Below are 24,006 nucleotides of genomic sequence, written 5' to 3' on the forward strand. Positions count from 1 at the left end.
CTTTAAACTTGTTGCTCCTTAGCTATTTTAGCTGATTAATCACTTAACTATTTTCGACAAAAATACGTAGAAAAACTAATTCGCGGAATTTACGACGGTACAGACAGTTCTCAAATAAAGCAATTAATCGTAGATATTAAAACTTTAAAAACTAATGATTAACTTACCGCTTGTAGCTTTTAATACCGACTAAAAGATTTTATCTTTGGTGAAATTCGATATTTCATGAACGAAAATATTATTCTCTTCCTTGCTATTCTTATTGCAGCCGCTATTGGCGGATATATTGGCATGCTTATTACCAAACTTAAAAGCAAAAGTGAAAAAAGCACTTTAGAAGAGCGTAATAATAATTTACAACAACAACTTAACGACTTAAAGCAATTTACTGAAGTTGAAAATCAGAAACAGAATCAATTGTTTGAAACTAAAACTTCAGAGCTAAAAGAAACAATTTTTAAAATTGAAAAAGAACGCGAAGAAATTCGTCGTGAAAAAGATTTTTTAAACACCGAATTAACTCGTAGAAACTCCGAATTCGAAAATCTTCAAAAACTGAATCTAAAAAGAGATGAAGAATTAGAAGAACGCCAAAAACAACTCCGTACAGATTTTGAAAACCTAGCGAATAAAATTCTAGAAGCCAAATCTGAAAAATTCACTATTCAGAACAAGGAAAACTTAAATAATATCTTAAATCCTTTACAGGAAAAAATTCAACTTTTTGAAAAGAAGGTAGAAGACACCCAAAAAGAAAGCATCAGTATGCATTCTGCTTTAAAAGAACAGTTGTTAGGTTTAAAGGATTTGAACCAACAAATGACAAAAGAAGCTACTAACCTAACTAGAGCCTTAAAAGGGGACAGTAAAATGCAAGGAAATTGGGGAGAATTGGTTTTAGAAAGAGTACTTGAAAAATCTGGATTAGAAAAAGATCGTGAGTATTTTATACAACAAAACTTTACAAGAGAAGACGGTTCTAGAGTGCTTCCGGATATTGTATTGCACCTTCCGGATAACAAAAAAATGATTATAGACAGTAAAGTGTCTTTAACAGATTACGAACGTTATGTAAATGCCGAAGATGAGGAACGCGAAACACATCTTAAGGCACATATAAATTCGATAAAAAAACACGTAGATCAACTTTCAGAAAAGAAATACGAAGATTTATATGATATAGAAAGCCCGGATTTTGTTTTACTTTTTATTCCTATAGAACCTGCTTTTGCAGTTGCAATTAATGCCGATAATGCTATTTATAATAAAGCTTTTGAAAAGAATATTGTGATTGTTACTCCTTCTACCCTATTAGCTACATTAAGAACCGTAGATAGTATGTGGAATAACGAAAAACAACAACAAAACGCCATTGAAATTGCAAGACAAGCCGGAGCTTTATATGATAAATTTCATGGTTTAGTAACTGATTTAACTGGAGTTGGAAAGAAAATAGACGATGCTAAAAAAGATTATTCTGCAGCAATGAATAAACTGGTTGAAGGAAAAGGAAATCTTATTAGAAGTGTTGAAAGGATTAAAAAATTAGGTGCTAAAGCAAAAAAATCTTTACCAGAAACAATAATAAAAAGAGCTTCGTTAGAAGAATAATAAAACCATATTATGATAAAATTTTTAGTAAAAACATTAATCACAATTCTAGTAATTGCGCTTTCCTATTTTGCATTTATTTATTTTGTAAGTTATAGTGAAGGTGTAAGAGCAGGAGAATTAGTTAAATTCAGTAGAAAAGGAGTACTTTTTAAAACTTGGGAAGGCGAAATTAGTCATGGAGTTTCTGAAGCACAACGCTTTGAATTTTCCGTAGAAGATAGCGAAGAACAAGTAATTAAAGACCTAAAAAAACTTCAAGGTCGTGCAGTTAAACTGCATTACTTTGAACGATACGCTAACTTTTTCTGGTTAGGAGACACCAAGTATTTTATTACTAAAGTAGAAGAAGATAAAAAACTAAATCTTAAGTACTAAATGGATAAGAAATTCAAAACAGTAGACTCTTCAAGGATAAGCATTTCACAGCTTATGCAACCCTCACACTCTAATTTTGGAGGAAAAATTCACGGTGGCTATGTTTTAAGTTTAATGGATGAAATTGCTTTTGCTTGTGCTTCAAAACACTCTGAAACTTATTGCGTTACTGCTTCGGTTAATACCGTAGATTTTTTAAACCCTATTGAAGTTGGAGAGCTTGTAACTATGAAAGCATCGGTAAACTATGTTGGAAGAACCTCTATGGTTATTGGTATTAGAGTAGTTTCTGAAAACATAAGAACAGGAGAAACAAATCATTGTAATTCATCTTATTTTACCATGGTAGCAAAAGATGATGATGGTAACACCACCCAAGTTCCTGGTTTAATTTTAAACGATAAAATTGAAGTAAAACGCTTTTTAAAATCTTTAAAACGAATTAAGAATCATTATGCCAGACAAGAGGAGTTTGATCATGAAGATTTTTCTCTAGAAAATTATATTGAAGATTTAGAAGGGCACCGAGTAAAAATAGAATTACCTGACTGCTAATTTTAAGAATTTATCACGGATAGAAACAAAAAAAGGAGGTTTTAAAAAACCTCCTTTTTCATATAATTTACTTTCGTTTTATTTACTTAAGTACATTTTTCTTCTAGCATACAAGTTGTAGAATTCATCATCTTTTAAGCTATCAATAAATAAAATACTTTCTCCTGTACTTTTCATTTCTGGTCCTAGCTGCTTATTTACATTATGGAACTTATTAAATGAAAATACCGGTTGCTTGATAGCGTATCCTTTTAATTGCGGATTGAAATCAAAATCTGTAACCTTTTTATCTCCTAGCATAACTTTGGTTGCATAGTTTACATAAGGCTCACCGTATGCTTTAGAAATAAATGGAACCGTACGAGAAGCTCTTGGGTTTGCTTCTATGATATATACGATATCATCTTTAATAGCGAATTGGATATTTATTAATCCAACCGTGTTTAAAGCTAAGGCAATTTTCTTTGTATGATCTTTTATTTGTTGCATTACAAACTCCCCTAAGTTGAAAGGTGGTAATGTTGCATTACTATCTCCAGAGTGAATTCCGCAAGGCTCAATATGCTCCATAATTCCTATGATGTACACATTTTCACCATCACAAATGGCATCCGCTTCCGCTTCTATTGCACCATCTAAATAATGATCTAAAAGTAGTTGATTACCTGGCATTTGTCTTAATAAATCAACAACATGCTCTTCTAACTCTTCTCTATTAATTACAATCTTCATTCCTTGTCCTCCAAGTACATAAGAAGGTCTTACAAGTATAGGGAAATCTAAAACATCTGCAATTGCTGCTGCTTCATCTGCAGTGGTAGCAATATCAAATTTAGGATAAGGAATATCGTTTTCTTTTAACAGGTTAGAGAATAATCCTCTGTCTTCTGCTAAGTCTAATGATTGGTAGCTAGTACCAATAATTTTAATTCCGTATCTATCTAATTTTTCTGCAAGTTTTAAAGCTGTTTGTCCACCAAGTTGTACGATAACACCTTCTGGTTTTTCATGCTTGATGATATCATAGATATGTTCCCAAAATACTGGTTCGAAGTATAATTTATCTGCCGTATCAAAATCGGTAGAAACCGTTTCAGGGTTACAGTTAATCATGATTGTTTCGTAACCACATTCAGCAGCAGCTAAAACACCATGCACACAACAGTAATCAAACTCGATACCTTGACCAATTCTGTTTGGACCAGAACCTAGAACAATAATCTTCTTTTTATCAGATACTACACTTTCATTTTCAGCAAAACGCTTACCATCTGTCGTTTCTACATCGTTTTCAAAAGTAGAATAATAGTAAGGTGTCTTTGCTTTAAACTCGGCAGCACAAGTATCTACAAGTTTATAAACTCTTGTTACACCAAGTTCTTCACGCTTATTGTACACTTGACTTTCTAGGCAATTAAGCATATGAGCAATTTGCCTGTCTCCATATCCTTTTTGCTTCGCTTCTAGAAGTAAGTCTTTTTGAATAGTGTCTATAGTGAAAGTTGATATTTCTTTTTCAAGCATGTATAGTTCTTCGTATTGTTTCAAGAACCACATGTCTATTTTAGTGATTTCATGAATTCTACTTAATGGTATTCCCATTTGAATAGCATCATAAATCACAAAAACTCTATCCCAACTCGCGTATTTTAATTTACTTAATACTTGGTCGTAATCTGTATATCCTTTTCCGTCTGCTCCTAAACCATTACGTTTAATCTCTAAAGATTGTGTTGCTTTGTGTAATGCTTCTTGGAAAGAACGCCCAATTCCCATTACCTCTCCAACAGATTTCATTTGAAGTCCTAAAGTTCTATCACTTCCTTCAAACTTGTCGAAATTCCAACGTGGAATCTTTACAATTACATAGTCTAAACTCGGTTCAAATAAAGCAGAAGTAGATTTAGTAATTTGGTTATCTAATTCATCTAGGTTGTAACCTATAGCTAATTTTGCAGCAATTTTTGCAATTGGGTAACCTGTTGCTTTACTTGCTAATGCCGAAGATCTAGAAACACGCGGGTTAATTTCAATAGCAATAATATCTTCATTTTCATCTGGACTAACAGCAAATTGCACGTTACAACCTCCTGCAAAATCACCAATGCTTCGCATCATATGAATTGCCATATCACGCATTTTCTGGAAAGTCTTATCGCTTAAAGTCATTGCTGGAGCTACTGTTATAGAGTCTCCAGTATGAATACCCATAGGGTCCATGTTTTCAATAGAACAGATAATTACCACATTATCGTTTGCATCACGAAGTAATTCTAACTCATATTCTTTCCATCCTATAAGTGCTTTATCAATCATAACCTCATGAATTGGAGAAATTTCCAATCCGCGAGTTAGTAATTCATCAAATTCTTCTTCTTTATAAACAAAAGACGCTCCTGCTCCACCAAGTGTAAAAGAAGCTCTTATTACTAATGGAAAACCGAACTCTTGAGCTATTTCTTTTCCTTTTAGATAAGAAGTTGCAGTAGCTTGAGGTGCCATTGGAATGCCAATTTTTAACATTAGCTCTCTAAACTTCTCTCTATCTTCAGTAATATTAATAGCGTCAATATCTACACCAATAATTTCTACATTAAAGTCCTCCCAGATTCCTTTTTCATCTGCTTCTATACATAGATTTAATGCTGTTTGCCCTCCCATGGTAGGTAAAACGGCATCAATTTGTGGGTGCTCTTTTAATATTTGAACTAAAGATTTTGTAGTTAAAGGTAGCAAGTACACATGATCTGCCATAGAAGGGTCAGTCATAATGGTTGCTGGGTTAGAATTGATTAAAATGGTTTCAATTCCGTCTTCTCTTAACGAACGAAGAGCTTGGGTTCCTGAATAATCGAATTCACATGCTTGACCAATTACTATTGGTCCGGATCCGATTATTAAAATAGATTTTAGTTGCGTGTTTTTAGGCATTGTATTGAATTATATTGTGTTGCAAAAATAATATTTACTAGATATAAAAAAAGGCGTTACACCTAAGTAACGCCTTTTATATATTAACAATTGTTAATCATTATTTTTTATGTCTTGGTTCAGATGATACAGACAATTTCTTTCTTCCCTTTGCTCTTCTACGTGCAAGCACTTTTCTTCCGTTAGCAGAAGCCATTCTTTCTCTGAAACCGTGTTTATTTTTTCTTTTTCTTTTTGACGGTTGAAATGTTCTTTTACTCATTGTCTTATATCTTTAAAATCTTCTTTTTATAAACTTTTAAATCTTTTCGAGTTCTCTCAAACTGCGCGCAAATATACTAAGCTTTTTTTATTTGGCAAACCTAATTTAAAAATATTTTTTTTGAATTTGATATTTGAGGCTTTTCCATAAAATTTTAGTTTCTTTGTACACCTAAAATTTAGTCGCAAATGTACAACAAAAACTTTAAATTAATTATCGCTGCTCTTATTATTGGTGTAGCTGTTTGGCAATTTATAGAAGGGAATATAGGAAACGGAATAATGTATATTCTTTTATCCCTTATATTCATTTTCTTTTATTTTAAAAACGAATTTATTTTATTGGCATTTTTAAAATTACGTAAGCAAGATTTTGAAGGCGCTAACAAATGGCTAGATAAAATTAAAAGCCCAGAGGCTGCTTTAGTGACAAAACAACAAGGATACTATAACTACCTTAAAGGAATCATGGTTAGCCAATCTAATATGAACGAAGCTGAAAAACGCTTTAAAAAAGCTGTTTCTCTTGGTTTATCTATGGATCATGACATGGCAATGGCTAAACTAAACTTAGCTGGAATTGCTTTTTCTAAAAGAAGAAAGCAAGAAGCACAAATTTTACTAAAAGAAGCTGAAAAGCTTGACAAACGTGATATGTTGAAGGATCAAATTAAAATGATGAAAGATAATATGAAACGAGCACAAGCGCCAAACCAACACTACGGACAAGGTGGCTCGATGAGATCACAAAAAAGAAGAAGTAGATAAGAAGTTCTATGTATAAAAAAAAGCCTTGAAGAAATTTCAAGGCTTTTTTTATGCTTTAATTTGTTTGATAATATCCTTCATGCGGAATATCTATTAAATACTTCTTCCCGGAAGCATTGTTTAGTTTTGGCTCACGCAACCATGGATTATGAATTTTTAATATTTTATAATTAATACCAAATCCTTTAGCAAAACTAGCAAAATCGGTAACTGCTGTGTCTACTTCTACTTTATAGGTAGGAACATGACTGTATAAGTCTTTATCTCTAAAGTTAAATCCGTATTTATCTGGATTACTTAAAATTTCTTTTAAAGCTATTATTCTAAAAACATAACGTCCTGTTTCTTCTCCTAAAAGCAAATCGTAGTAACTAGTCACGTCTTGCTCTTTTAGTCTTCTTGACATTCCCGCCATTCCTGCATTATATCCTGCAGCTGCAAGGGTCCAAGAGCCTAAACGTTCTTTAGATTTTTTTAAATAATCGCAAGCAACTTCTGTTGCTAATTCTAAATTATAACGCTCGTCAACATTATTATTCACTTCTAATCCAAATTCTCTACCAGTTGCTTTCATGATTTGCCAAACACCACTAGCTCCAGCAGGAGACCTTGCATTTGTTAATCCGCTTTCAATTACAGCTAAATATTTAAAATCATCTGGAATACCGTGCTTCACTAAAATAGGTTCGATTATTGGAAAATATTTCTTTGCACGTTTGAACATTAGGAATCCGTTAGACTGCCAATAGGTGTTTACCAATAACTCTCTATCCATTCTTTCATAAATATCTGGATTATGTAAAGGCACTGCTTCCCCTGCAAACTCTAAACCATTAGGAACCTGCAAAGCATACACATTATATTCATTAATTAATTTTTTTTCAAAATTCTCGTCTGTAGGTGCATCCTGTAATGCAAAAATAAACATAACACATAGGCTTAAAACTCCAAAAAGCGCAAGTGTACTTTTAATCCATTTCATATTCATATCGTTTTTATATAGTTAAATAATAAGCAGCAAATTTTACGCCATAAATTATTCTAAAATCAGTTTCGGTAAATTTTTATTAAACCACTTAAATCTATTAATTATCATAACGTGTGTAGCATTTTTTATTGTGATACAGTCTTTAATATATTTATGTGGAAAAACAGCATCTTTTTCACCTTGAATGTGAATTACTCCAGGTATTGGCTTCTCTTGATTCCAACAAACAACATGCTTAATTGCCCAATCTAAATAATATGGATCTGTAACCGAAAGATATTTTTTGTATAAATCTAATCGTTTTACAGCACTTTTACCAAAAGCATATTTTGCCAATATATCTACTTTAGTTACTAAGCTAGTAGGAAGCGCCTTGTAAGCCTTAGTGTATTTAGCTATTTTCATACGTTTAGGTAACTCGTGCTTGCTTTTTACAGAAGATACAATAATAAGTTTACGTAATGAAATATGTTTACTCATTTCTTGTACTAGAATACCACCAAAAGAAACTCCTAATAATACCACATTTTCATGTTTTATAAATTCTGTCATTCGTTTCGCATAAGCGCTTAGCGATTCGTTTTTATACGGAATTTCCCATTCTAGCCAATGTATTTTAAATATATCTTCTGGTAACTGGATATTTTCAAAAATAGTTGGATTTGCTGCCATTCCTGGCATAAAATAAACATGTATAATTTCTTGACTCATTTGGGTTTAAGCTAGCAATAACTTTAATTAATGGATAAAATTTCGTAAATTGTGAAACACAAAACTATACAAAAAAGTTTTGCTTATTTAATATCTCCTGAATAATACTAAATTAATTATGATTGATGAAGCTGAATTAATTGACAACGAATTTTTACGTCAATTTGAACTGAACTATGAAGGCCAATTAGCAATAATTGAATACGCACTTCAAGAAAGAAAAATTTTTTTAACCAAACTTGCTATTCCAGAGTCTATAAAAACGGAAAAGTTTCAAAATGACTTCATTGTAATGGTGTTAAAAAATATTGAAGAAAGAGGCTTAAGCGTAATGCCTACAAGCCCTGAAGTAGTAAAATTTATTAGAAAAAACAGACAGTACAAAAACATGCTACCTGTTGGTGTAAGAATTTAATCTTGCTGTTTTCTAATCTTAAAAAAATAAATCCCGAAACAATTGTTTCGGGATTTATTTTTTATGCTAATTCTTTTTCAAATTCAAATCTTACCAATCCGTCATCATCAATAGATGTAAGCTCCACTTGGTGAAGCGTATTTACCAACTCTGGATTCCATGGTGCTTTTACTTTTACATAGTTTTCTGTAAAACCATGAATATAACCTTCTTTGTTTTCGCTTTCAAATAAAACGGTTCTACTGCTATTTAATTGTTTTTCGTAGAAAGCCCTTCTTTTCTTAACAGAAAGCCCTCGAAGCATCTTACTGCGCTTAGCACGTACTTTTTTAGGTACTACTCCATCCATTTCTGCTGCAACAGTATTATCTCTTTCAGAATAGGTAAAAACGTGTAAGTATGAAATATCTAATTCTGTCAAGAAGTTGTAAGTTTCTAGGAATAATTCATCAGTTTCGCCTGGAAACCCAACAATAACATCAACACCAATACAAGCGTGTGGCATGAGTTCTTTAATTTTATTAACGCGATCAACATATAATTCTTTCATATATCTTCTTCGCATTAATTTTAAAATCTCATTGCTTCCACTCTGTAAAGGAATATGAAAATGCGGAACAAAAGTTCTACTGTTTGCAACAAAATCTATTGTTTCATTTTTTAACAGGTTTGGTTCTATAGAAGAAATTCTTAAACGCTCAATACCCTCTACTTCATCTAATGCTTCTACTAATTCAAAAAAAGTGTGTTCGTGTTTTTTATTTCCAAACTCCCCCTTTCCGTAATCCCCAATATTAACACCTGTTAATACGATTTCTTTTATACCTTTTTCTGAAATTTCTTTAGCATTCTTTAAAACATTTTCCAATTCATCACTTCTAGAAATTCCTCTTGCTAACGGAATAGTACAATAAGTACATTTATAATCACAACCATCTTGAACCTTTAAAAAGGCACGAGTTCTGTCTCCTATAGAATAACTTCCTACATAAAAATCTGCTTCTTCTATTTCGCAAGCATGTACTTCACCAAAATCATTTTTAGATAAGTCGTTTAGGTAATCGGTGATTTTAAATTTTTCTGAAGCCCCTAATACTAAATCCACACCGTTAACATCTGCTAATTCTTGTGGTTTTAATTGAGCATAACAACCTATTGCAATTACAAAAGCTTCCGAATTGCTCTTTTGTGCTTGCTTTACAATGGTTTTAAATCGTTTGTCTGCATTTTCGGTAACAGAACAAGTATTGATTACATATATATCTGCTTTTTCGCTAAAATCCACACGCTCAAAACCTTCATCTTTAAAGTTTCTTGCAATGGTAGATGTTTCCGAAAAATTAAGTTTACAACCTAAAGTGTAAAATGCGACTTTTTTAGTTATCATATTATTCTAAAATAAAACGCTACAAAATTACATAAAAAGAGCGTTTTAACTACTTAAAACGCTCTTTTTTATAAATGAAGAAAAATATTGATTTAGCTTCTAATTACTTTTTTAGTAATGCTTCCTTGATCTGTAGTTATTTTTAACATATAAATTCCAGATTTTAGATTGGATAAATCTAAAGAAAACCAGTTATCACAAAAATAACTAACTTTAAAAATAGATTTTTTTTTATAATGTTATAATTAAGATTATTATTGATGTTTATAAGAAAGCGAATAGACAAATGAAATATTTTACAATACTAATCTTACTTTTTATTAGTTGTGGCTCTAAAAACAAACCAATGGAAAATGTTTTTAGATATAATGAACACAAAAACATAGGCTCCTTAGACCCCGCATTTGCTAAAGACAATGCCGATATTTGGGCAGTTAATCAGTTGTTTAATGGCTTGGTGCAAATGGATGAAGATTTAAACGTACAACCATCTATAGCGAAAAAATGGAACATATCTGAAGACGCCAAAACCTACACTTTTACATTACGAAATGATGTGTATTTTCATAAACATAAGCTGTTCAAAAAAAACTCTACAAGAAAAGTAAATGCTTCCGATTTTGTATATAGCTTTAACAGATTAAAGGATAAAAATATTGCATCTTCTGGAAGTTGGGTTTTAAGCAAAGTTGAAAATTACAAAGCAGTTAATGATTCTACTTTTCAAATTCAGCTAAAACAAGCTTTCCCTGCTTTTTTAGGCTTATTAACTATGAAGTATTGCTCTGTTGTACCCAAAGAAATTGTAGAGTTTTACGGAAGTGATTTTAGATCAAACCCAATTGGAACTGGCCCTTTCTACTTTAAACGTTGGGAAGAAAACATAAAATTGGTATTCAGAAAAAACAGAAATTACTTCGAAAAAGATAAAAACGGTAACTCCCTACCATATTTAGAAGCGGTAGCAATTACTTTTTTACCAGATAAACAAAGTGAGTTTTTACAGTTTGCCCAAGGAAATATAGATTTTGTTTCCGGTTTAGACGCTTCATATAAAGATGAAATATTAACTGCAACGGGAGAACTTCGTGATAAATATAAATCTGAAGTAAATATGATTCGAGGCCCGTATCTGAACACAGAGTATCTGGGCTTTTATATGGAAACAGAAACTCCCGAAATAAAATCGAAACTACTACGTCAAGCAGTAAATTACGGATTTGACAGAAAAAAAATGATGACCTACCTGAGAAACGGGATTGGAATTCCTGCTAATGGTGGATTTATCCCGAAGGGTTTACCTGGACACAACGAATCTATTGGTTTTAGCTACCAACCAAAAAAAGCAACAGAATTAGTCGCTAAATATATAGAAGAAACTGGAAATAAAAATCCGCAAATAACACTAACTACAACAAGTAATTATTTAAGTTTTTGCGAATACATTCAAAGAGAATTAAAAAAAACCGGATTGCAAATAAAAATTGATGTTGTGCCTGCATCTGCATTAAAAGAAGCTAAAGCAAACGGAAAAACAGATATGTTTAGAGCAAGTTGGATTGCAGATTACCCAGATGCCGAAAACTATCTTTCATTATATTATAGTAAAAACTTTGCTCCTAACGGACCAAATTACTCGCATTTTAAAAGCGAACTATTTGACCTTTGGTATAAACAAGCTTTCACCGAAACTAGTACTGTGAATAGAGAAAAACTTTATACTAAAATGGACTCTCTAATAATGCAAGAAGCACCTATTGTAACTATGTTTTATGATGAAGTTGTAAGGTTTACTAGAAAAGAGGTAAAAGGTTTAGGCATCAACCCTACTAATTTATTAGAATTAAAACAGGTTTCTAAAGAAAGTAGCCTTTAAATATCAAGCTCTAATAACTTATTTAAAAAAGTTATTGTCTCTTAATTATTTAATCAGCTTGAATGGGTTCACTATTAACTTGAATTTTCTCTGTTACCAAGCCTAAAATTACGAGATAATGAGAAACACTATAAAGCACCAATAAAATAATACTTTCTTCTAAAAACTTTTTACTATAAAATATTTCTAAAATTGCTAATGTTTCTGCTATAACAGAAAACAAAATTCCAAATCCTACAAGCAAATAGCTTTGGTAGTCTACTTCCGATTTTCTTAAAAAAACAAATTGAATAATGATCATTGTTAAGAAAAGGAACAATAACACAGGAATCATAAAATTGCCTAGATTTTCGTAAATCAAATTAAACAAGACAACAATATAGACAAAACAAAAGCTCAGCACAGGGAGCAATCTTGTCATTTTAAAATCGTTCTGAATAGAGAATCTAAAAATATAGAACAATTTAGATAAGGTAAAACATAATAATGAATAGGACATAAAGGCTAAATACCCTTTGTAGGCAACAAACATTTCGCCTACCAGCAAAAAGAACAAAGCGCATATCACATAAAATTTCCTATTCTTAGATTTTTCATTATTGTTAAAAACATAAAAGAAGAACAATAGAATCAACATAATAGGCTTAGTAAAAACCCTATATGAAAATTCATTGTACTTCAATTTCATAAATACATCTAATAAAAGAAATGTGAAAAATAAAATTGAAAAGAAAAGTTTATTTTTTAAAATAAACACGCGTTTACTTATTATATGATTAACATTCTAAATTTAAGTAATTATTTTTTTAAACAGATTTATATAAAAAAGATTTTTAACTACTTATACGGCAATTTGGATATAAAAACAGGCTAATTAACACGCTTTAGTAATACAGTAACAATGCCTAATAATTATTGTATTTCCAGCAAAAAGGAAAGTCTAATTAACTAGCGCGATACTTTTTAGTTTCTTCAAAAACATGATTTAAGATTGCAGCATCTTGATCTGTAAATTCAATATTTCTTCTAGACATTACCACCCCTGCAACTTCAAATGCTTTTTTTGTTAGGTAAGTTGTAAATCCAGAACTTCCACCCCAAGAAAAACTTGGAACAAAGTTTCTAGGAAAACCACTACCAAATATATTTGCACTAACTCCTACTACGGTTCCCGTATTAAACATCGTGTTAATTCCACATTTACTATGATCTCCCATCATAAGTCCACAAAACTGCAAACCGGTTCTAGCAAAACTCTCTGTTTCATAGCTCCATAATCTTACTTCAGCATAGTTATTTTTAAGGTTAGAGTTATTAGTGTCTGCTCCCAAATTACACCACTCCCCTAAAACAGAGTTTCCTAAGAAACCATCATGTCCTTTATTAGAATATCCGAAAATCACAGAATTACTCACCTCTCCTCCTACTTTACTATGCGGACCTACAGTTGTTGGTCCGTAAATTTTAGCACCTAATTTTAGAGTAGCATGATCACATAACGCTAAAGGACCGCGAACAATACTGCCTTCCATTATTTCTGCACCTGCACCAATATAAATTGGACCTGAGCTAGCATTCAACGTTGCAAACTCTAATTTTGCTCCTTCTTCTATAAAGATATTTTCTGGAGCAATAATATTATTCGAGCTAGGAATTGGTTGAGACTTTCTTCCGTGAGTTAATAATTCAAAATCCTCTTGAATAGCATCTCCATTTTTAGAAAAGATATCCCAAGTATTTTCAATTTTCAAAAGCTCTTCGTTATATTCAATAGCTTCATAAGTATTTAAATCTATATCCTCTTGAGCTTCTTTTGTAAAAAAGGCAATTACATCTTCACCACTAAAAATCGCTTGATTTTCTTCTAAACCTTTAATTCTTTCAACCAAATCATAATCAGGAAGAAAAGATGCGTTTATAAGAATATTTTCATCCATTTCTACCATCGGGTATTTTTCAGACAAGTAATCTTCGGTAATGGTTGTAGTTGTAGAGCCTAAATGCTTTTCCCATTTTTCTCTAATAGTTAAAATACCAACTCTAATGTCTGCTACAGGTCTTGTATAGGTGAATGGAAGCAACTGATTTCTTGAAGGTCCATCAAAAAGAATATAATTCATTTTTTATTGAAATTAAGTATATACCAAAAGTAGTATAAATAATAAAAACAAAAAAGCCTTTCAAATTTGAAAGGCTTTATATAATATATAATAGCTAAATTATTTTTTGAATTTAGCGTATTTGTTTTTGAACTTGTCAATACGTCCAGCAGTATCTATTAATTTAGATTTACCAGTGTAAAATGGATGAGATGTTCTAGAAATCTCCATTTTAATTAATGGATATTCAACACCTTCATGCTCTATCGTTTCAGCTGTGTTTGCTGTAGATTTAGTTATAAATATATCATCATTTGACATATCTTTAAATGCTACTAATCTATAATTTTCTGGATGTATACCTTTTTTCATCGCTAAATGCTTTATTGTCTTTACTATTTTCGAGGTGCAAATTTAACCATTTTTTACTAATGTGCAATAGTATTTGCAAAATTTATTCAATAATATTATTTATTTCTAGTAATCGTGCATCAAAAAGGATAAGATTACAGTATTTGAAAGAATTTAATGTAACGTTTTCCTATATTTGTTCACTAACTAACTATAAACAAAAATACTAAAATAAAATGGAAAACAAACCTCTATCAACTGGTAGCTATGCCAAAAACTACGGATTAGTTTTAGGGCTAATCTTAATATTAATTTCTGTTATAATGTATGTAACAGGTATGCAACTAGAAGGAGTACAATGGCCAATGTATATTTACTATGTACTATTTCCCGTAGTTATTATTTACGTTATTAGTCAGTACAAAAAAAACAACAGCAACCTTTTAAGTTTAAGCCAAGCTATTAAAATAGGTACCCTTATAGGTGTTATAAGCGCATTAGTTTTTGCTGTTTACGGTTTAGTTTTTAACTATATCATAGATCCTGGCTTTCAAGAACAAGCAATGGAAGTTGTAAAAGATAAATTACTAGAAAACCCAGACCTTTCAGAAGAAATGGTAGAACAACAAATAATAATGATGAAAAAGTTCTCTAATCCTATATTAGGATCTGCCTTATGGATTGCTTTAAGTGCATTTTTTGGTCTACTATACTCTCTTATTGGTGGGGTTGCAATGAAAAAAGAAGCATAATACATGAATATATCAGTAGTCATACCACTACTTAACGAACAAGATTCTTTAACAGAATTACATGATTGGATTGTAAAAGTTATGCAGTCCAATCATTTTTCTTATGAAATCCTATTTATAGACGACGGTAGCACCGATGATTCTTGGAAAATAATTTCAGAATTATCCATAAAAAACAACAATGTAAAAGGCATAAGATTCCTGAAAAATTTTGGAAAATCGCAAGCCCTACATGCCGGTTTTGCTAAAGCACAAGGAGACGTTATTATCACGATGGATGCCGATTTACAGGATAATCCAGATGAAATACCAGAACTATACCAAATGATTGTAAAAGATGGTTTTGATTTAGTTTCCGGATGGAAGAAGAAGCGTTACGACTCTGTTATTGCTAAAAACCTTCCCTCTAAATTATTCAATTGGGCTGCCCGAAAAACATCTGGAGTAAAACTGCATGATTTTAACTGCGGATTGAAAGCATACCATCATGATGTTGTAAAAAACATAGATGTGAACGGTGAAATGCATCGCTATATCCCGGTACTTTCTAAAAATGCAGGTTTCACTAAAATTGGAGAAAAAGTAGTACAACACCAAGCAAGAAAATATGGCGAAACAAAATTCGGCATGAATAGATTTATTCACGGTTTTCTCGACTTGATTACTATTTGGTTTATTTCTCGATTTGGAAAAAACCCTATGCATCTTTTCGGAGCCTTAGGATTTATAATGTTTGCTATAGGATTTGCATTCGCATTATACTTAGGAATAGATAAATTATATTTAAACCCAACAGGAAGATTAATAACCCAACGTCCGCAATTTTACATCTCATTGGTTACCATGATTATAGGAACTCAATTTTTTGTTGCAGGATTTTTAGGAGAAATTATTTTAAGAACAAAATCAGACAAAAATAGATACTTAGTAAAAGAAGCAATTAATTTAGATTAAAAACTTCAAGCTTACTACAAATATCACTTTGTCTAAGCGTCCAAAAATTTTCGGAAAATTAAAAGTTACCCTATTGAAATCAAGCTATTTCAATTTTTAACTTCAAATTAGATTTTAACATTTTTGTAATTCCGTATTTTTGCACATTAATTATAGTATAATATGAGATACATTGAACCAGAATTATTAGAAAGAGTAAACACATGGCTTACTCCTGCTTTTGACGAAAAAACTCAAACACATATAAAAGATCTTATTGCAAGCAACCCTACAGAATTAAAGGAATCTTTTTATAAAGATTTAGAATTTGGTACAGGTGGAATGCGCGGTGTAATGGGAATGGGAACCAACCGAATTAACAAATACACCTTAGGAAGAAACACACAAGGTATTTGCAACTATTTACATACCGTTTTCCCTGGGGTAAAACACAAAGTGGCAATCGCTTTTGATTGTAGACACAACAGTAAAACATTAGCTAAAGTAGTTGCCGATGTTTTTTCTGCAAACGGAGTGCAAGTGTTTTTATTTGAAGACTTACGCCCTACTCCAGAACTTTCTTTCGCATTAAAACATCTAAACTGTCACTGCGGAATTGTACTTACAGCATCACATAACCCGCCAGAGTACAATGGTTATAAGGTTTATTGGCAAGATGGCGGACAATTAGTGCCACCACAAGATGCAGAAATTATAAAAGAAATAAGTAATCTTGATTATGCAGAAATTAAATTTGAAGCTAATGAAGAAAACATTACATATATAGGTAAAGAAGTAGATGATGTGTTTATAGAAGCATCAATTAAAAATGGAAGCTTTGAATCTGCAACAGAAGCGAAAGAAGATTTCAATATTGTTTTCACTTCGCTACACGGAACTTCTATCACTATTTTCCCAGAAACTCTAAAACGCGCTGGATATAACAATGTTCATATTGTTGAAGATCAACGCGAACCTAACGGAGATTTCCCTACAGTAAAATCACCAAATCCAGAAGAACCTGAAGCTCTAAAAATGGCTTTAGAACTTGCAGAAAAAAAGAATGCCGATATAGTAATTGGTACAGACCCAGATGCAGATAGACTTGGTGTTGCTGTTAGAGATCTTGACGGAAAGATGATTCTTTTAAACGGAAATCAAACCATGGTTATGATGACCGATTTCCTATTAAAACAATGGAAAAAAGAAAACAAACTTAAGGGTAAAGAATTTGTAGCTACAACAATCGTTTCTACTCCAATGGTAGATATTTTAGCAAAAGCTTACAATACCGATTGCAAAATAGTTTTAACCGGTTTTAAATGGATTGCAAAATTAATCAAAGACTTCCCTAACCTAGATTATATTGGGGGTGGTGAAGAAAGCTTCGGTTATATGGTTGGCGATTTTGTTAGAGATAAAGACGCAAACACGGCCTCATTGTTAGCTATAGAAATTGCTGCCCAAGCAAAAGCCAAAGGAAGTTCTTTCTATAAAGAATTAATAAATCTATACGTAGAACACGGTTTATACAAAGAGCATTTAATTTCGTTAACTAAAAAAGGAATCGAAGGAGCACAAGAAATCAAACAAATGATGATAGATGCTAGAAACAATCCTTTAGAAGAAATTAATGGTGAAAAAGTAGTTTTAATAGAAGATTATCAATCGTCTATTGCAAAAAACCTACAATCACATGAAGAAACTACTATAGATGTTCCTAAATCTAATGTACTTATTTACTATACCGAAAACGGAACTAAAATAGCATTAAGACCTAGCGGAACAGAACCAAAAATTAAATTCTATATTAGTGTGAATACAGAACTAGAAAATGCTTCGGAATTCAAGACTAAAGAACAAGAATTGGATGCGAAAATGGAAGCAATCATTAAAGACCTGAAACTTAATTAATGGAATATTTAAAGAAGATTTCCAAATTTTTAATTCCGTATAAAAAGTACGGATATTTAAACATTTTCTTCAATGTACTTTATGCGCTATTTAGTACACTGGCCATGGTATCTTTAATGCCAATGATTAACGTGCTTTTTGGTGAAACCGAAAAACTTTACGAAAAACCAGTTTACCAAGGCATCAGAGGTATTAAAACTTACGGACAAGATTATTTAAACTATTTCGTTACCATTACAAACGAAAACGAAGGACCGCAAATCACTTTGTTATACATGATTATTCTAATCATTAGTTTGTTTTTACTCAAGAATGTTTTTAATTATCTAGCGTTATTCTTTATCACTTTCTTAAGAAATGGGGTTTTAAAAGATTTACGAAACTCTATCTATAATAAAGTTTTAACCCTCCCTATCTCCTACTATTCCGAAAAGAAAAAAGGAGATATTATTGCGCGTATTTCAGGAGATGTAAACGAAGTAAAAAACTCTTTATTAGCTGTTTTAGAACTCATTATAAAAGAACCTTTAACTATTGTATTTGCTATTGTAACTATGTTTACAATTTCAATGAAACTTACCGTATTCGTATTTATTTTCATTCCTGTTGCAGGATTTATTATTTCTAGAATAGGGAAAAGCTTAAAGAAAAAATCCGGAAGAGTACAACAAGAACAAGGGGTCTTTTTATCTACCTTAGAAGAAACCCTTAGCGGATTAAAAGTAATTAAAGGTTTTAATGCCGAAGACCAATTCAATAAAAGATTCCAAGAATCTACTAACAGATTTTACAACTATTCAAACACTTTACTTAACCGTCAAAACCTAGCATCTCCTACAAGTGAGTTTTTAGGAATCGCAACAATTGCCGCATTATTATGGTATGGTGGTAGCATGGTTTTAATAGATAAAAGTCTTTCGGGTGGTGCATTTATTACATACATGGCACTTGCCTACCAAATCTTGACGCCTGCTAAAGCTATAAGTAAAGCTAGTTACCAAGTAAAAGCTGGAAATGCAGCTGCAGATCGTGTTTTAGAAATAATTGAAACACCTTCCCCTCTAGAAGATAAACTAGACGCAAAAGTAAAAGAAGGTTTCCACTCCGAAATTGCTATAAATAATATTTCATTTAAATACCAAGATGACTTAGTTCTTAAGAACTTTTCTGTAAATGTTCCTAAAGGAAAAACAGTGGCACTTGTTGGACAATCTGGAAGCGGAAAATCTACCATTGCAAATCTTGTTACACGTTTTTATGATGTTAACGAGGGAAGCATTACTATTGATGGAGAAGATATTAGAGACCTAACCAAAAAATCTTTAAGAAGCTTAATAGGTCTGGTTACGCAAGATTCTATTCTTTTTAACGAAACAGTAAAAAATAACTTGCTTATAGGAAACCCTAATGCTACGGATGAAGAGGTCATAGATGCCTTAAAAATAGCAAACGCTTGGGAGTTTGTAAAAGACCTACCTAAAGGAATTGAAACCAATATTGGTGATTCTGGAGGAAAACTTTCTGGAGGTCAAAAGCAACGTTTGAGTATTGCTAGAGCTGTTTTAAAGAATCCACCAATCATGATTCTTGACGAAGCTACTTCTGCTTTAGATACAGAAAGTGAACGTTTAGTGCAAGTTGCATTAGAAAACATGATGAAAAACAGAACTTCTATTGTAATTGCTCACAGACTTTCAACAATTCAAAATGCAGATAAAATACTAGTGATGCAAAAAGGAGAAATTGCAGAACAAGGCACACATAAAGAACTTTTAGCTAAACAAGGTATCTATCAAAAGTTAGTAGAAATGCAAAGTTTTGAATAAATAAAAACTCCATAAACTAAAAAAGCTAGAATTTCTTCTAGCTTTTTTTGTTTCTGTTTAGACTTGGGGCGTCTAACATTAAGTAAGTATTATTATACAAATTTATATAAAATTATCCTAACCACCAAAAAAAACATGCATTTCACCTATAATAACATACACTTTATCGATGTTTTTAACCACAAAACACTCTATACCAACTGTTTGTAGTTTTAAATATTTTTCAATAAAAAATATTACCTTTATTAAACTATTTGCTTAATAATTAGTCAAATAATTAAAATGTACTTGTGTTAAACGAAACACTACTTATAAATCAGTTAAAAAGTAACCAAACAAAAGAACAAGCTTTTAAAGAGTTAGTTAGTCTTTATAAGGAACGTTTGTATTGGCACATACGTCATATTGTAAAATCACATGACGACACCGACGATGTACTTCAAAACACGTTTATAAAAGTTTTTAGAAACATAGACAATTTTAAAGGAGACAGTAAAATTTACTCCTGGATGTACAGAATTGCAACAAACGAGGCTATTTCGTTTATAAATAAAAATGCTAAACGCTTACAAACTACAAACGAAGAAGCACAAGATCTGGCAATTAACAACCTACAATCGGATGTTTATTTTGAAGGAGATGAAATCCAACTAAAACTTCAAAAAGCTATTGCCACACTACCTCAAAAGCAACAAATAGTTTTTAATATGAGGTATTTTCAGGATATAAAATATAAAGATATGGCCGAAATTCTTGAAACAAGTGAAGGAGCATTAAAGGCTTCATATCATATCGCAGTTAAAAAAATTGAAGACTATTTAACTCAAGATTAAACCTTTGCAAAAATTAAGAGTCCTACTATCGTGAAGAAGAAATTAAAGAACATACAAGAATCCGGTTTTAAAGTTCCAAAAACATATTTTGAAAACTTTGAAGCTTCTATTTTAAGCCAAGCTAACTTAAAAGAAAAAGCTTCAGACGCTGGTTTTACTGTACCTGAAGGTTATTTTGAAGAAGTTGAAAAAAGTATTCTTTCTAAAACAAACAAAAAAGAATCTACTAAGGTCATTTCATTATTAAACAAAAGAAACATTATTTACATATCTAGCATTGCCGCAGCAATTCTGTTACTTTTTAATCTTTCACTATTTAATAACACTTTTAATTTTGATACCCTAGAAACAGAAGCTGTAGATGATTTCGTTTTAAACAATTTTGAATTAAATGATTTCAACATATTATTTTCTAACACAGAATTAAGTGAATCTGCATTTATAGACTATAATTTAAGTGATGAAACCTTAGATTATTATTTAGAAACCATAGATGAAACCGATTTTATTTTAGATTAAAATATGTATTTCTGTTCTTTTTAACACATGAAACAAACAACTATGAAAACAACTTATATATTACTTTTCTCCTTACTCTTTTCGCTTAACACCTTTGCTCAAGATCACGACAAAGAAAAAGTGAGAGCGCTTAAAGTAGCACATATTACAGAGCAGTTAGAATTAACCGCAAAAGAAGCTCAGGAATTTTGGCCAATTTATAATGCAAACCTTGAAGCTTATGATAAACTTTACAACAAATCGAAAGAAGCTAGAAAGGCTATCCCAGAAAACGTAACGGAAACAGAAGCTAAGGAGCATTTAGAAATTAGGTTAAAACTTTATGAAGACAAGTACAAGCTTCAAAGAGATTATTACGCAAAACTTTCTAAAGTGCTATCTTCTAAAAAGATTTTAAAACTAATTGAAGCGGATAGATCTTTTAAACACAAAATGATTGAACAGTTCAAACAAAGACATAAAGGAGAAAAAAGAAATTAAAAATATAATTTCTATCATAAAGCCAAGAAATACATCTTGGCTTTTTTTATTCTTTAAAAGTTAGTTTACTTATTCGTCCTGCTCCTGCTGCATAAGCCGTGCTATCATTTACAAATCGAAGTGTATAAAAGCCTTCATCACTTAAATGACTCCAATTATTTCCGGCGTCTGTACTATAATCTATACCTTTAAAACCTATAGCTACTAATTGTTTTGCTTTACTATTTGGTACATATTGCACGCAACTTCTATACCCTGGTCCAACACCATCAGACACAACTTCCCATGTTTTACCTCCGTCAGCGGTTCTAATTTTATTAGCAAGATTTGCATCTGCTTTTGTATAATCGCCACCTACCGCAAAACCATGTAACTCGTCATAAAAATCTACACTATACATTCCTGTAGTTTCTAGACCTTGAATGATAGGTGTTTTATACACTTGCCAGGTAACCCCTTTATCTGGAGAAAATAATATTCGACTAGACTTCCCTCCTGTTGCTACCCATGTTTTATCTCCAACTATAGCAATATTTGAATCACTTGCAGCAAAAGCAGCTTCACCTTCCTTAGCTTTTGGTAACGCATCACAAGACAGTTTGTTCCATGTTTCACCTCCATCTCTAGTAATAATAATACTCATGCAATCGTCTGTTGGATCTCCAATCGCGATGCCTTCCTTTTCATTCCAAAAATCCATAGAATCATAAAAGGCTTTTTCATGATCTTCCTGGTAAACCATTTTCTTAATATCCTCATCAATCTTAAACATATAAGCAGGGCTACCAATACTCAAAGCAAATATACTTTTGGTTTTAGCAATAGCTCTAAAATTTAATTTTAAAGAATATGATACAGCAATAGGATATCTTATTTTTTCTGAAGCAATATCAAGGATTCCAATATCTCCTTTGGAATTTGCAAAAACAAGACCATCTGCATCTTTAAGTGTTTCAATAGCGCGAACATTTAATAAAGTGTCTTCTAAAATAGTTTCCATTTCAACCTTATTAAAAACTTTCGGCTTAAGAGTTTTTTCTATTGTATTACAAGAAAACAAAAAGCTTACACTTAAAAATATTACAAATAGCTGTTTCATAAATTAGAATTTTTCAGGAAAGATAAGTCACTTCATCTAAATATTAAAAATATTCGTGAAATCGTGGCATTTAACGTAACTTTGTAGGATTATAAAATTTAAAATGAGATTACACAGAAATTTATGTTTTGCTACAGTTGATGGTTTATTACAAATCTTTAATGAAGGAATGTATGCAGACAAAGTAGTACAACAGTTACTAAAACGCGACAAACGCTGGGGAAGCAGAGACAGAGCCTTTGTTGCAGAAACCACCTACGATATCGTACGATGGAAACGTTTATATGCTGAAATAGCAGAAGTTAAAGAGCCTTTTTCACGAGATGATGTATGGCGCTTAGTTGCTGTTTGGGCAACCCTAAAAGGAATAAAATTACCAGATTGGAAATATTTTGAAAATACGCCTTCTAGAAAAATCAAAGGTCGTTTTGATGAATTTTCATCAGTTAGAAAAATAAAAGAATCTGTTCCAGATTGGATGGATGAACTAGTTTCTAAGGAATTAGGAGAAAAACTTTGGGGTAAAGAAATCGCTGCTCTTAATGAGCAAGCTGATGTAGTTTTACGAGTGAACACCCTGAAAACTACCAAAGAAAAACTTCAAGCAGAGCTTTTTGATTTAGATATTGAAACAGATGAGATAAAAAACTATCCAAATGCTTTAAAACTAAAAGAAAGAGCTAATGTTTTTACAACAGACGCTTTTCAAAAAGGATATTTTGAAGTACAGGATGCTTCTTCTCAAAAAGTTGCAGAGTTTTTAGACGTACAACCTGGAATGAGAGTGGTAGATACTTGTGCAGGCGCAGGAGGAAAAACACTTCACCTTGCTGCTCTTATGGAAAACAAAGGGCAAATTATAGCAATGGACATTTATGAGAATAAGCTAAAAGAATTAAAGCGAAGAGCTAAACGTGCTGGCGCTCATAATATCGAAATGCGTGTTATAGATTCCACAAAACCAATCAAAAAACTTTACGATAAAGCAGACAGAGTTTTAATTGATGCTCCTTGCTCTGGTTTAGGTGTTTTACGTAGAAATCCAGATGCTAAATGGAAATTACAACCAGAGTTTATTGAAAAAATAAAGAAAACGCAAAGCGAAATACTAAACACATATTCTAGAATGGTAAAACCAGGAGGAAAATTAGTTTACGCTACCTGCTCTATCTTACCTTCTGAAAACCAAAAACAAGTTGAGGCCTTTTTAGCTTCAGAAAACGGAAAAAACTTCAATTTTATAAAAGAAAAGAAAATATTGGCAAACGAATCTGGTTTCGACGGATTCTATATGGCATTATTAGAAAAGAAAAATTAAA

At 31.7% G+C, this 24,006-nt stretch carries 24 protein-coding genes; 14 read left to right on the forward strand and 10 right to left on the reverse strand.

Features of this window, described 5'->3' with window-relative positions; genetic code table 11:
• Positions 1 to 225: 225 nt before the first annotated feature.
• The 3 genes from rmuC to DU428_RS08745 are packed head-to-tail and all read left to right on the forward strand — an operon-like array spanning position 226 to position 2,544.
• Complete coding sequence (rmuC, locus tag DU428_RS08735; protein WP_113966536.1) at positions 226 to 1,611, forward strand: DNA recombination protein RmuC; 1,386 nt, start codon at positions 226 to 228, stop codon at positions 1,609 to 1,611.
• A 12-nt stretch (positions 1,612 to 1,623) separates the two neighbouring features.
• A complete protein-coding gene (locus tag DU428_RS08740) occupies positions 1,624 to 1,989 on the forward strand; it encodes a 6-phosphogluconate dehydrogenase (protein WP_072352152.1) in 366 nt (121 codons plus the stop codon).
• Positions 1,990 to 2,544: an acyl-CoA thioesterase gene (locus DU428_RS08745; protein WP_072352151.1), complete on the forward strand. Its 555-nt coding sequence runs from the start codon at positions 1,990 to 1,992 to the stop codon at positions 2,542 to 2,544.
• A gap of 78 nt (positions 2,545 to 2,622) precedes the next feature.
• Here DU428_RS08745 and carB read toward each other — a convergent pair whose 3' ends face one another.
• A complete protein-coding gene (gene carB, locus DU428_RS08750; protein WP_113966535.1) occupies positions 2,623 to 5,475 on the reverse strand; it encodes a carbamoyl-phosphate synthase large subunit in 2,853 nt (950 codons plus the stop codon).
• Positions 5,476 to 5,575: 100 nt separating this feature from the next.
• Positions 5,576 to 5,737 (reverse strand): 50S ribosomal protein L34, encoded by a 162-nt coding sequence (gene rpmH / locus DU428_RS08755; RefSeq protein ID WP_072352149.1) that lies wholly within the window; start codon positions 5,735 to 5,737, stop codon positions 5,576 to 5,578.
• 188 nt (positions 5,738 to 5,925) lie between these two features.
• Between rpmH and DU428_RS08760 the strand changes: the two genes are divergently transcribed.
• On the forward strand, positions 5,926 to 6,504 hold the full coding sequence (locus DU428_RS08760) for a tetratricopeptide repeat protein (protein WP_072352148.1): 579 nt from the start codon (positions 5,926 to 5,928) through the stop codon (positions 6,502 to 6,504).
• A 55-nt stretch (positions 6,505 to 6,559) separates the two neighbouring features.
• Here DU428_RS08760 and DU428_RS08765 read toward each other — a convergent pair whose 3' ends face one another.
• Together DU428_RS08765 and DU428_RS08770 are read right to left on the reverse strand one after the other, a co-directional pair.
• Positions 6,560 to 7,486 (reverse strand): lytic transglycosylase domain-containing protein, encoded by a 927-nt coding sequence (locus DU428_RS08765; protein WP_113966534.1) that lies wholly within the window; start codon positions 7,484 to 7,486, stop codon positions 6,560 to 6,562.
• Between the two features lie 54 nt (positions 7,487 to 7,540).
• Entirely contained in the window at positions 7,541 to 8,203 is a 663-nt protein-coding gene (locus DU428_RS08770) for an alpha/beta hydrolase family protein (RefSeq protein WP_113966533.1), read from the reverse strand.
• Between the two features lie 118 nt (positions 8,204 to 8,321).
• Between DU428_RS08770 and DU428_RS08775 the strand changes: the two genes are divergently transcribed.
• On the forward strand, positions 8,322 to 8,618 hold the full coding sequence (locus tag DU428_RS08775; protein WP_207802368.1) for an N-acetyltransferase: 297 nt from the start codon (positions 8,322 to 8,324) through the stop codon (positions 8,616 to 8,618).
• Between the two features lie 61 nt (positions 8,619 to 8,679).
• On the opposite strand, the gene mtaB is transcribed toward DU428_RS08775, so the two are convergent.
• Together mtaB and DU428_RS13630 are read right to left on the reverse strand one after the other, a co-directional pair.
• Entirely contained in the window at positions 8,680 to 10,005 is a 1,326-nt protein-coding gene (gene mtaB / locus DU428_RS08780) for a tRNA (N(6)-L-threonylcarbamoyladenosine(37)-C(2))-methylthiotransferase MtaB (protein WP_072352145.1), read from the reverse strand.
• 92 nt (positions 10,006 to 10,097) lie between these two features.
• Positions 10,098 to 10,226: a T9SS type A sorting domain-containing protein gene (locus DU428_RS13630; RefSeq protein ID WP_113966565.1), complete on the reverse strand. Its 129-nt coding sequence runs from the start codon at positions 10,224 to 10,226 to the stop codon at positions 10,098 to 10,100.
• A gap of 65 nt (positions 10,227 to 10,291) precedes the next feature.
• Here DU428_RS13630 and DU428_RS08790 point away from each other — a divergent pair, with 65 nt between their 5' ends.
• A complete protein-coding gene (locus DU428_RS08790) occupies positions 10,292 to 11,881 on the forward strand; it encodes an ABC transporter substrate-binding protein (protein ID WP_113966532.1) in 1,590 nt (529 codons plus the stop codon).
• Positions 11,882 to 11,930: 49 nt separating this feature from the next.
• Here the strand turns inward: DU428_RS08790 and DU428_RS08795 are convergent, their stop codons facing one another.
• From DU428_RS08795 to DU428_RS08805, 3 genes are all read right to left on the reverse strand, one after another.
• On the reverse strand, positions 11,931 to 12,569 hold the full coding sequence (locus DU428_RS08795) for a lysoplasmalogenase family protein (protein WP_113966531.1): 639 nt from the start codon (positions 12,567 to 12,569) through the stop codon (positions 11,931 to 11,933).
• A gap of 256 nt (positions 12,570 to 12,825) precedes the next feature.
• Positions 12,826 to 14,001 carry a putative sugar nucleotidyl transferase gene (locus tag DU428_RS08800; protein WP_113966530.1) on the reverse strand — a complete coding sequence of 392 codons (1,176 nt, stop codon included), beginning with the start codon at positions 13,999 to 14,001 and terminating at the stop codon, positions 12,826 to 12,828.
• A gap of 99 nt (positions 14,002 to 14,100) precedes the next feature.
• Positions 14,101 to 14,352: a type B 50S ribosomal protein L31 gene (locus DU428_RS08805; RefSeq protein ID WP_072352141.1), complete on the reverse strand. Its 252-nt coding sequence runs from the start codon at positions 14,350 to 14,352 to the stop codon at positions 14,101 to 14,103.
• Between the two features lie 215 nt (positions 14,353 to 14,567).
• Here DU428_RS08805 and DU428_RS08810 point away from each other — a divergent pair, with 215 nt between their 5' ends.
• The 7 genes from DU428_RS08810 to DU428_RS08840 all read left to right on the forward strand — a co-directional run bounded on the left by DU428_RS08810 (position 14,568) and on the right by DU428_RS08840 (position 21,588).
• Complete coding sequence (locus DU428_RS08810) at positions 14,568 to 15,083, forward strand: DUF4199 domain-containing protein (RefSeq protein ID WP_113966529.1); 516 nt, start codon at positions 14,568 to 14,570, stop codon at positions 15,081 to 15,083.
• A 3-nt stretch (positions 15,084 to 15,086) separates the two neighbouring features.
• The gene (locus DU428_RS08815; protein ID WP_072352139.1) at positions 15,087 to 16,037 is read left to right on the forward strand and encodes a glycosyltransferase family 2 protein; all 951 of its coding nucleotides are present in this window, start codon (positions 15,087 to 15,089) and stop codon (positions 16,035 to 16,037) included.
• Between the two features lie 162 nt (positions 16,038 to 16,199).
• Complete coding sequence (locus DU428_RS08820) at positions 16,200 to 17,930, forward strand: phospho-sugar mutase (RefSeq protein WP_113966528.1); 1,731 nt, start codon at positions 16,200 to 16,202, stop codon at positions 17,928 to 17,930.
• Positions 17,930 to 19,756: an ABC transporter ATP-binding protein gene (locus tag DU428_RS08825; protein WP_072352137.1), complete on the forward strand. Its 1,827-nt coding sequence runs from the start codon at positions 17,930 to 17,932 to the stop codon at positions 19,754 to 19,756. Before DU428_RS08820 ends, DU428_RS08825 begins: the two co-directional genes overlap by 1 nt.
• Before the next feature lie 290 nt (positions 19,757 to 20,046).
• Positions 20,047 to 20,589, forward strand: a complete 543-nt coding sequence (locus tag DU428_RS08830) for an RNA polymerase sigma factor (RefSeq protein WP_072352136.1) — start codon at positions 20,047 to 20,049, stop codon at positions 20,587 to 20,589.
• A 30-nt stretch (positions 20,590 to 20,619) separates the two neighbouring features.
• Complete coding sequence (locus DU428_RS08835; protein WP_113966527.1) at positions 20,620 to 21,108, forward strand: hypothetical protein; 489 nt, start codon at positions 20,620 to 20,622, stop codon at positions 21,106 to 21,108.
• A gap of 42 nt (positions 21,109 to 21,150) precedes the next feature.
• The gene (locus DU428_RS08840; RefSeq protein ID WP_114436841.1) at positions 21,151 to 21,588 is read left to right on the forward strand and encodes a hypothetical protein; all 438 of its coding nucleotides are present in this window, start codon (positions 21,151 to 21,153) and stop codon (positions 21,586 to 21,588) included.
• A gap of 46 nt (positions 21,589 to 21,634) precedes the next feature.
• On the opposite strand, the gene DU428_RS08845 is transcribed toward DU428_RS08840, so the two are convergent.
• Positions 21,635 to 22,687, reverse strand: coding sequence for a WD40/YVTN/BNR-like repeat-containing protein (locus DU428_RS08845; RefSeq protein ID WP_113966526.1), 1,053 nt, complete (start codon positions 22,685 to 22,687; stop codon positions 21,635 to 21,637).
• 103 nt (positions 22,688 to 22,790) lie between these two features.
• Here DU428_RS08845 and DU428_RS08850 point away from each other — a divergent pair, with 103 nt between their 5' ends.
• Positions 22,791 to 24,005: an RsmB/NOP family class I SAM-dependent RNA methyltransferase gene (locus tag DU428_RS08850; RefSeq protein WP_113966525.1), complete on the forward strand. Its 1,215-nt coding sequence runs from the start codon at positions 22,791 to 22,793 to the stop codon at positions 24,003 to 24,005.
• The last annotated feature ends 1 nt before the right edge of the window (position 24,006 follow it).

The sequence above is a fragment of the Oceanihabitans sediminis genome (genome assembly GCF_003337215.1).
GTDB classification, from domain to species: domain Bacteria; phylum Bacteroidota; class Bacteroidia; order Flavobacteriales; family Flavobacteriaceae; genus Oceanihabitans; species Oceanihabitans sediminis.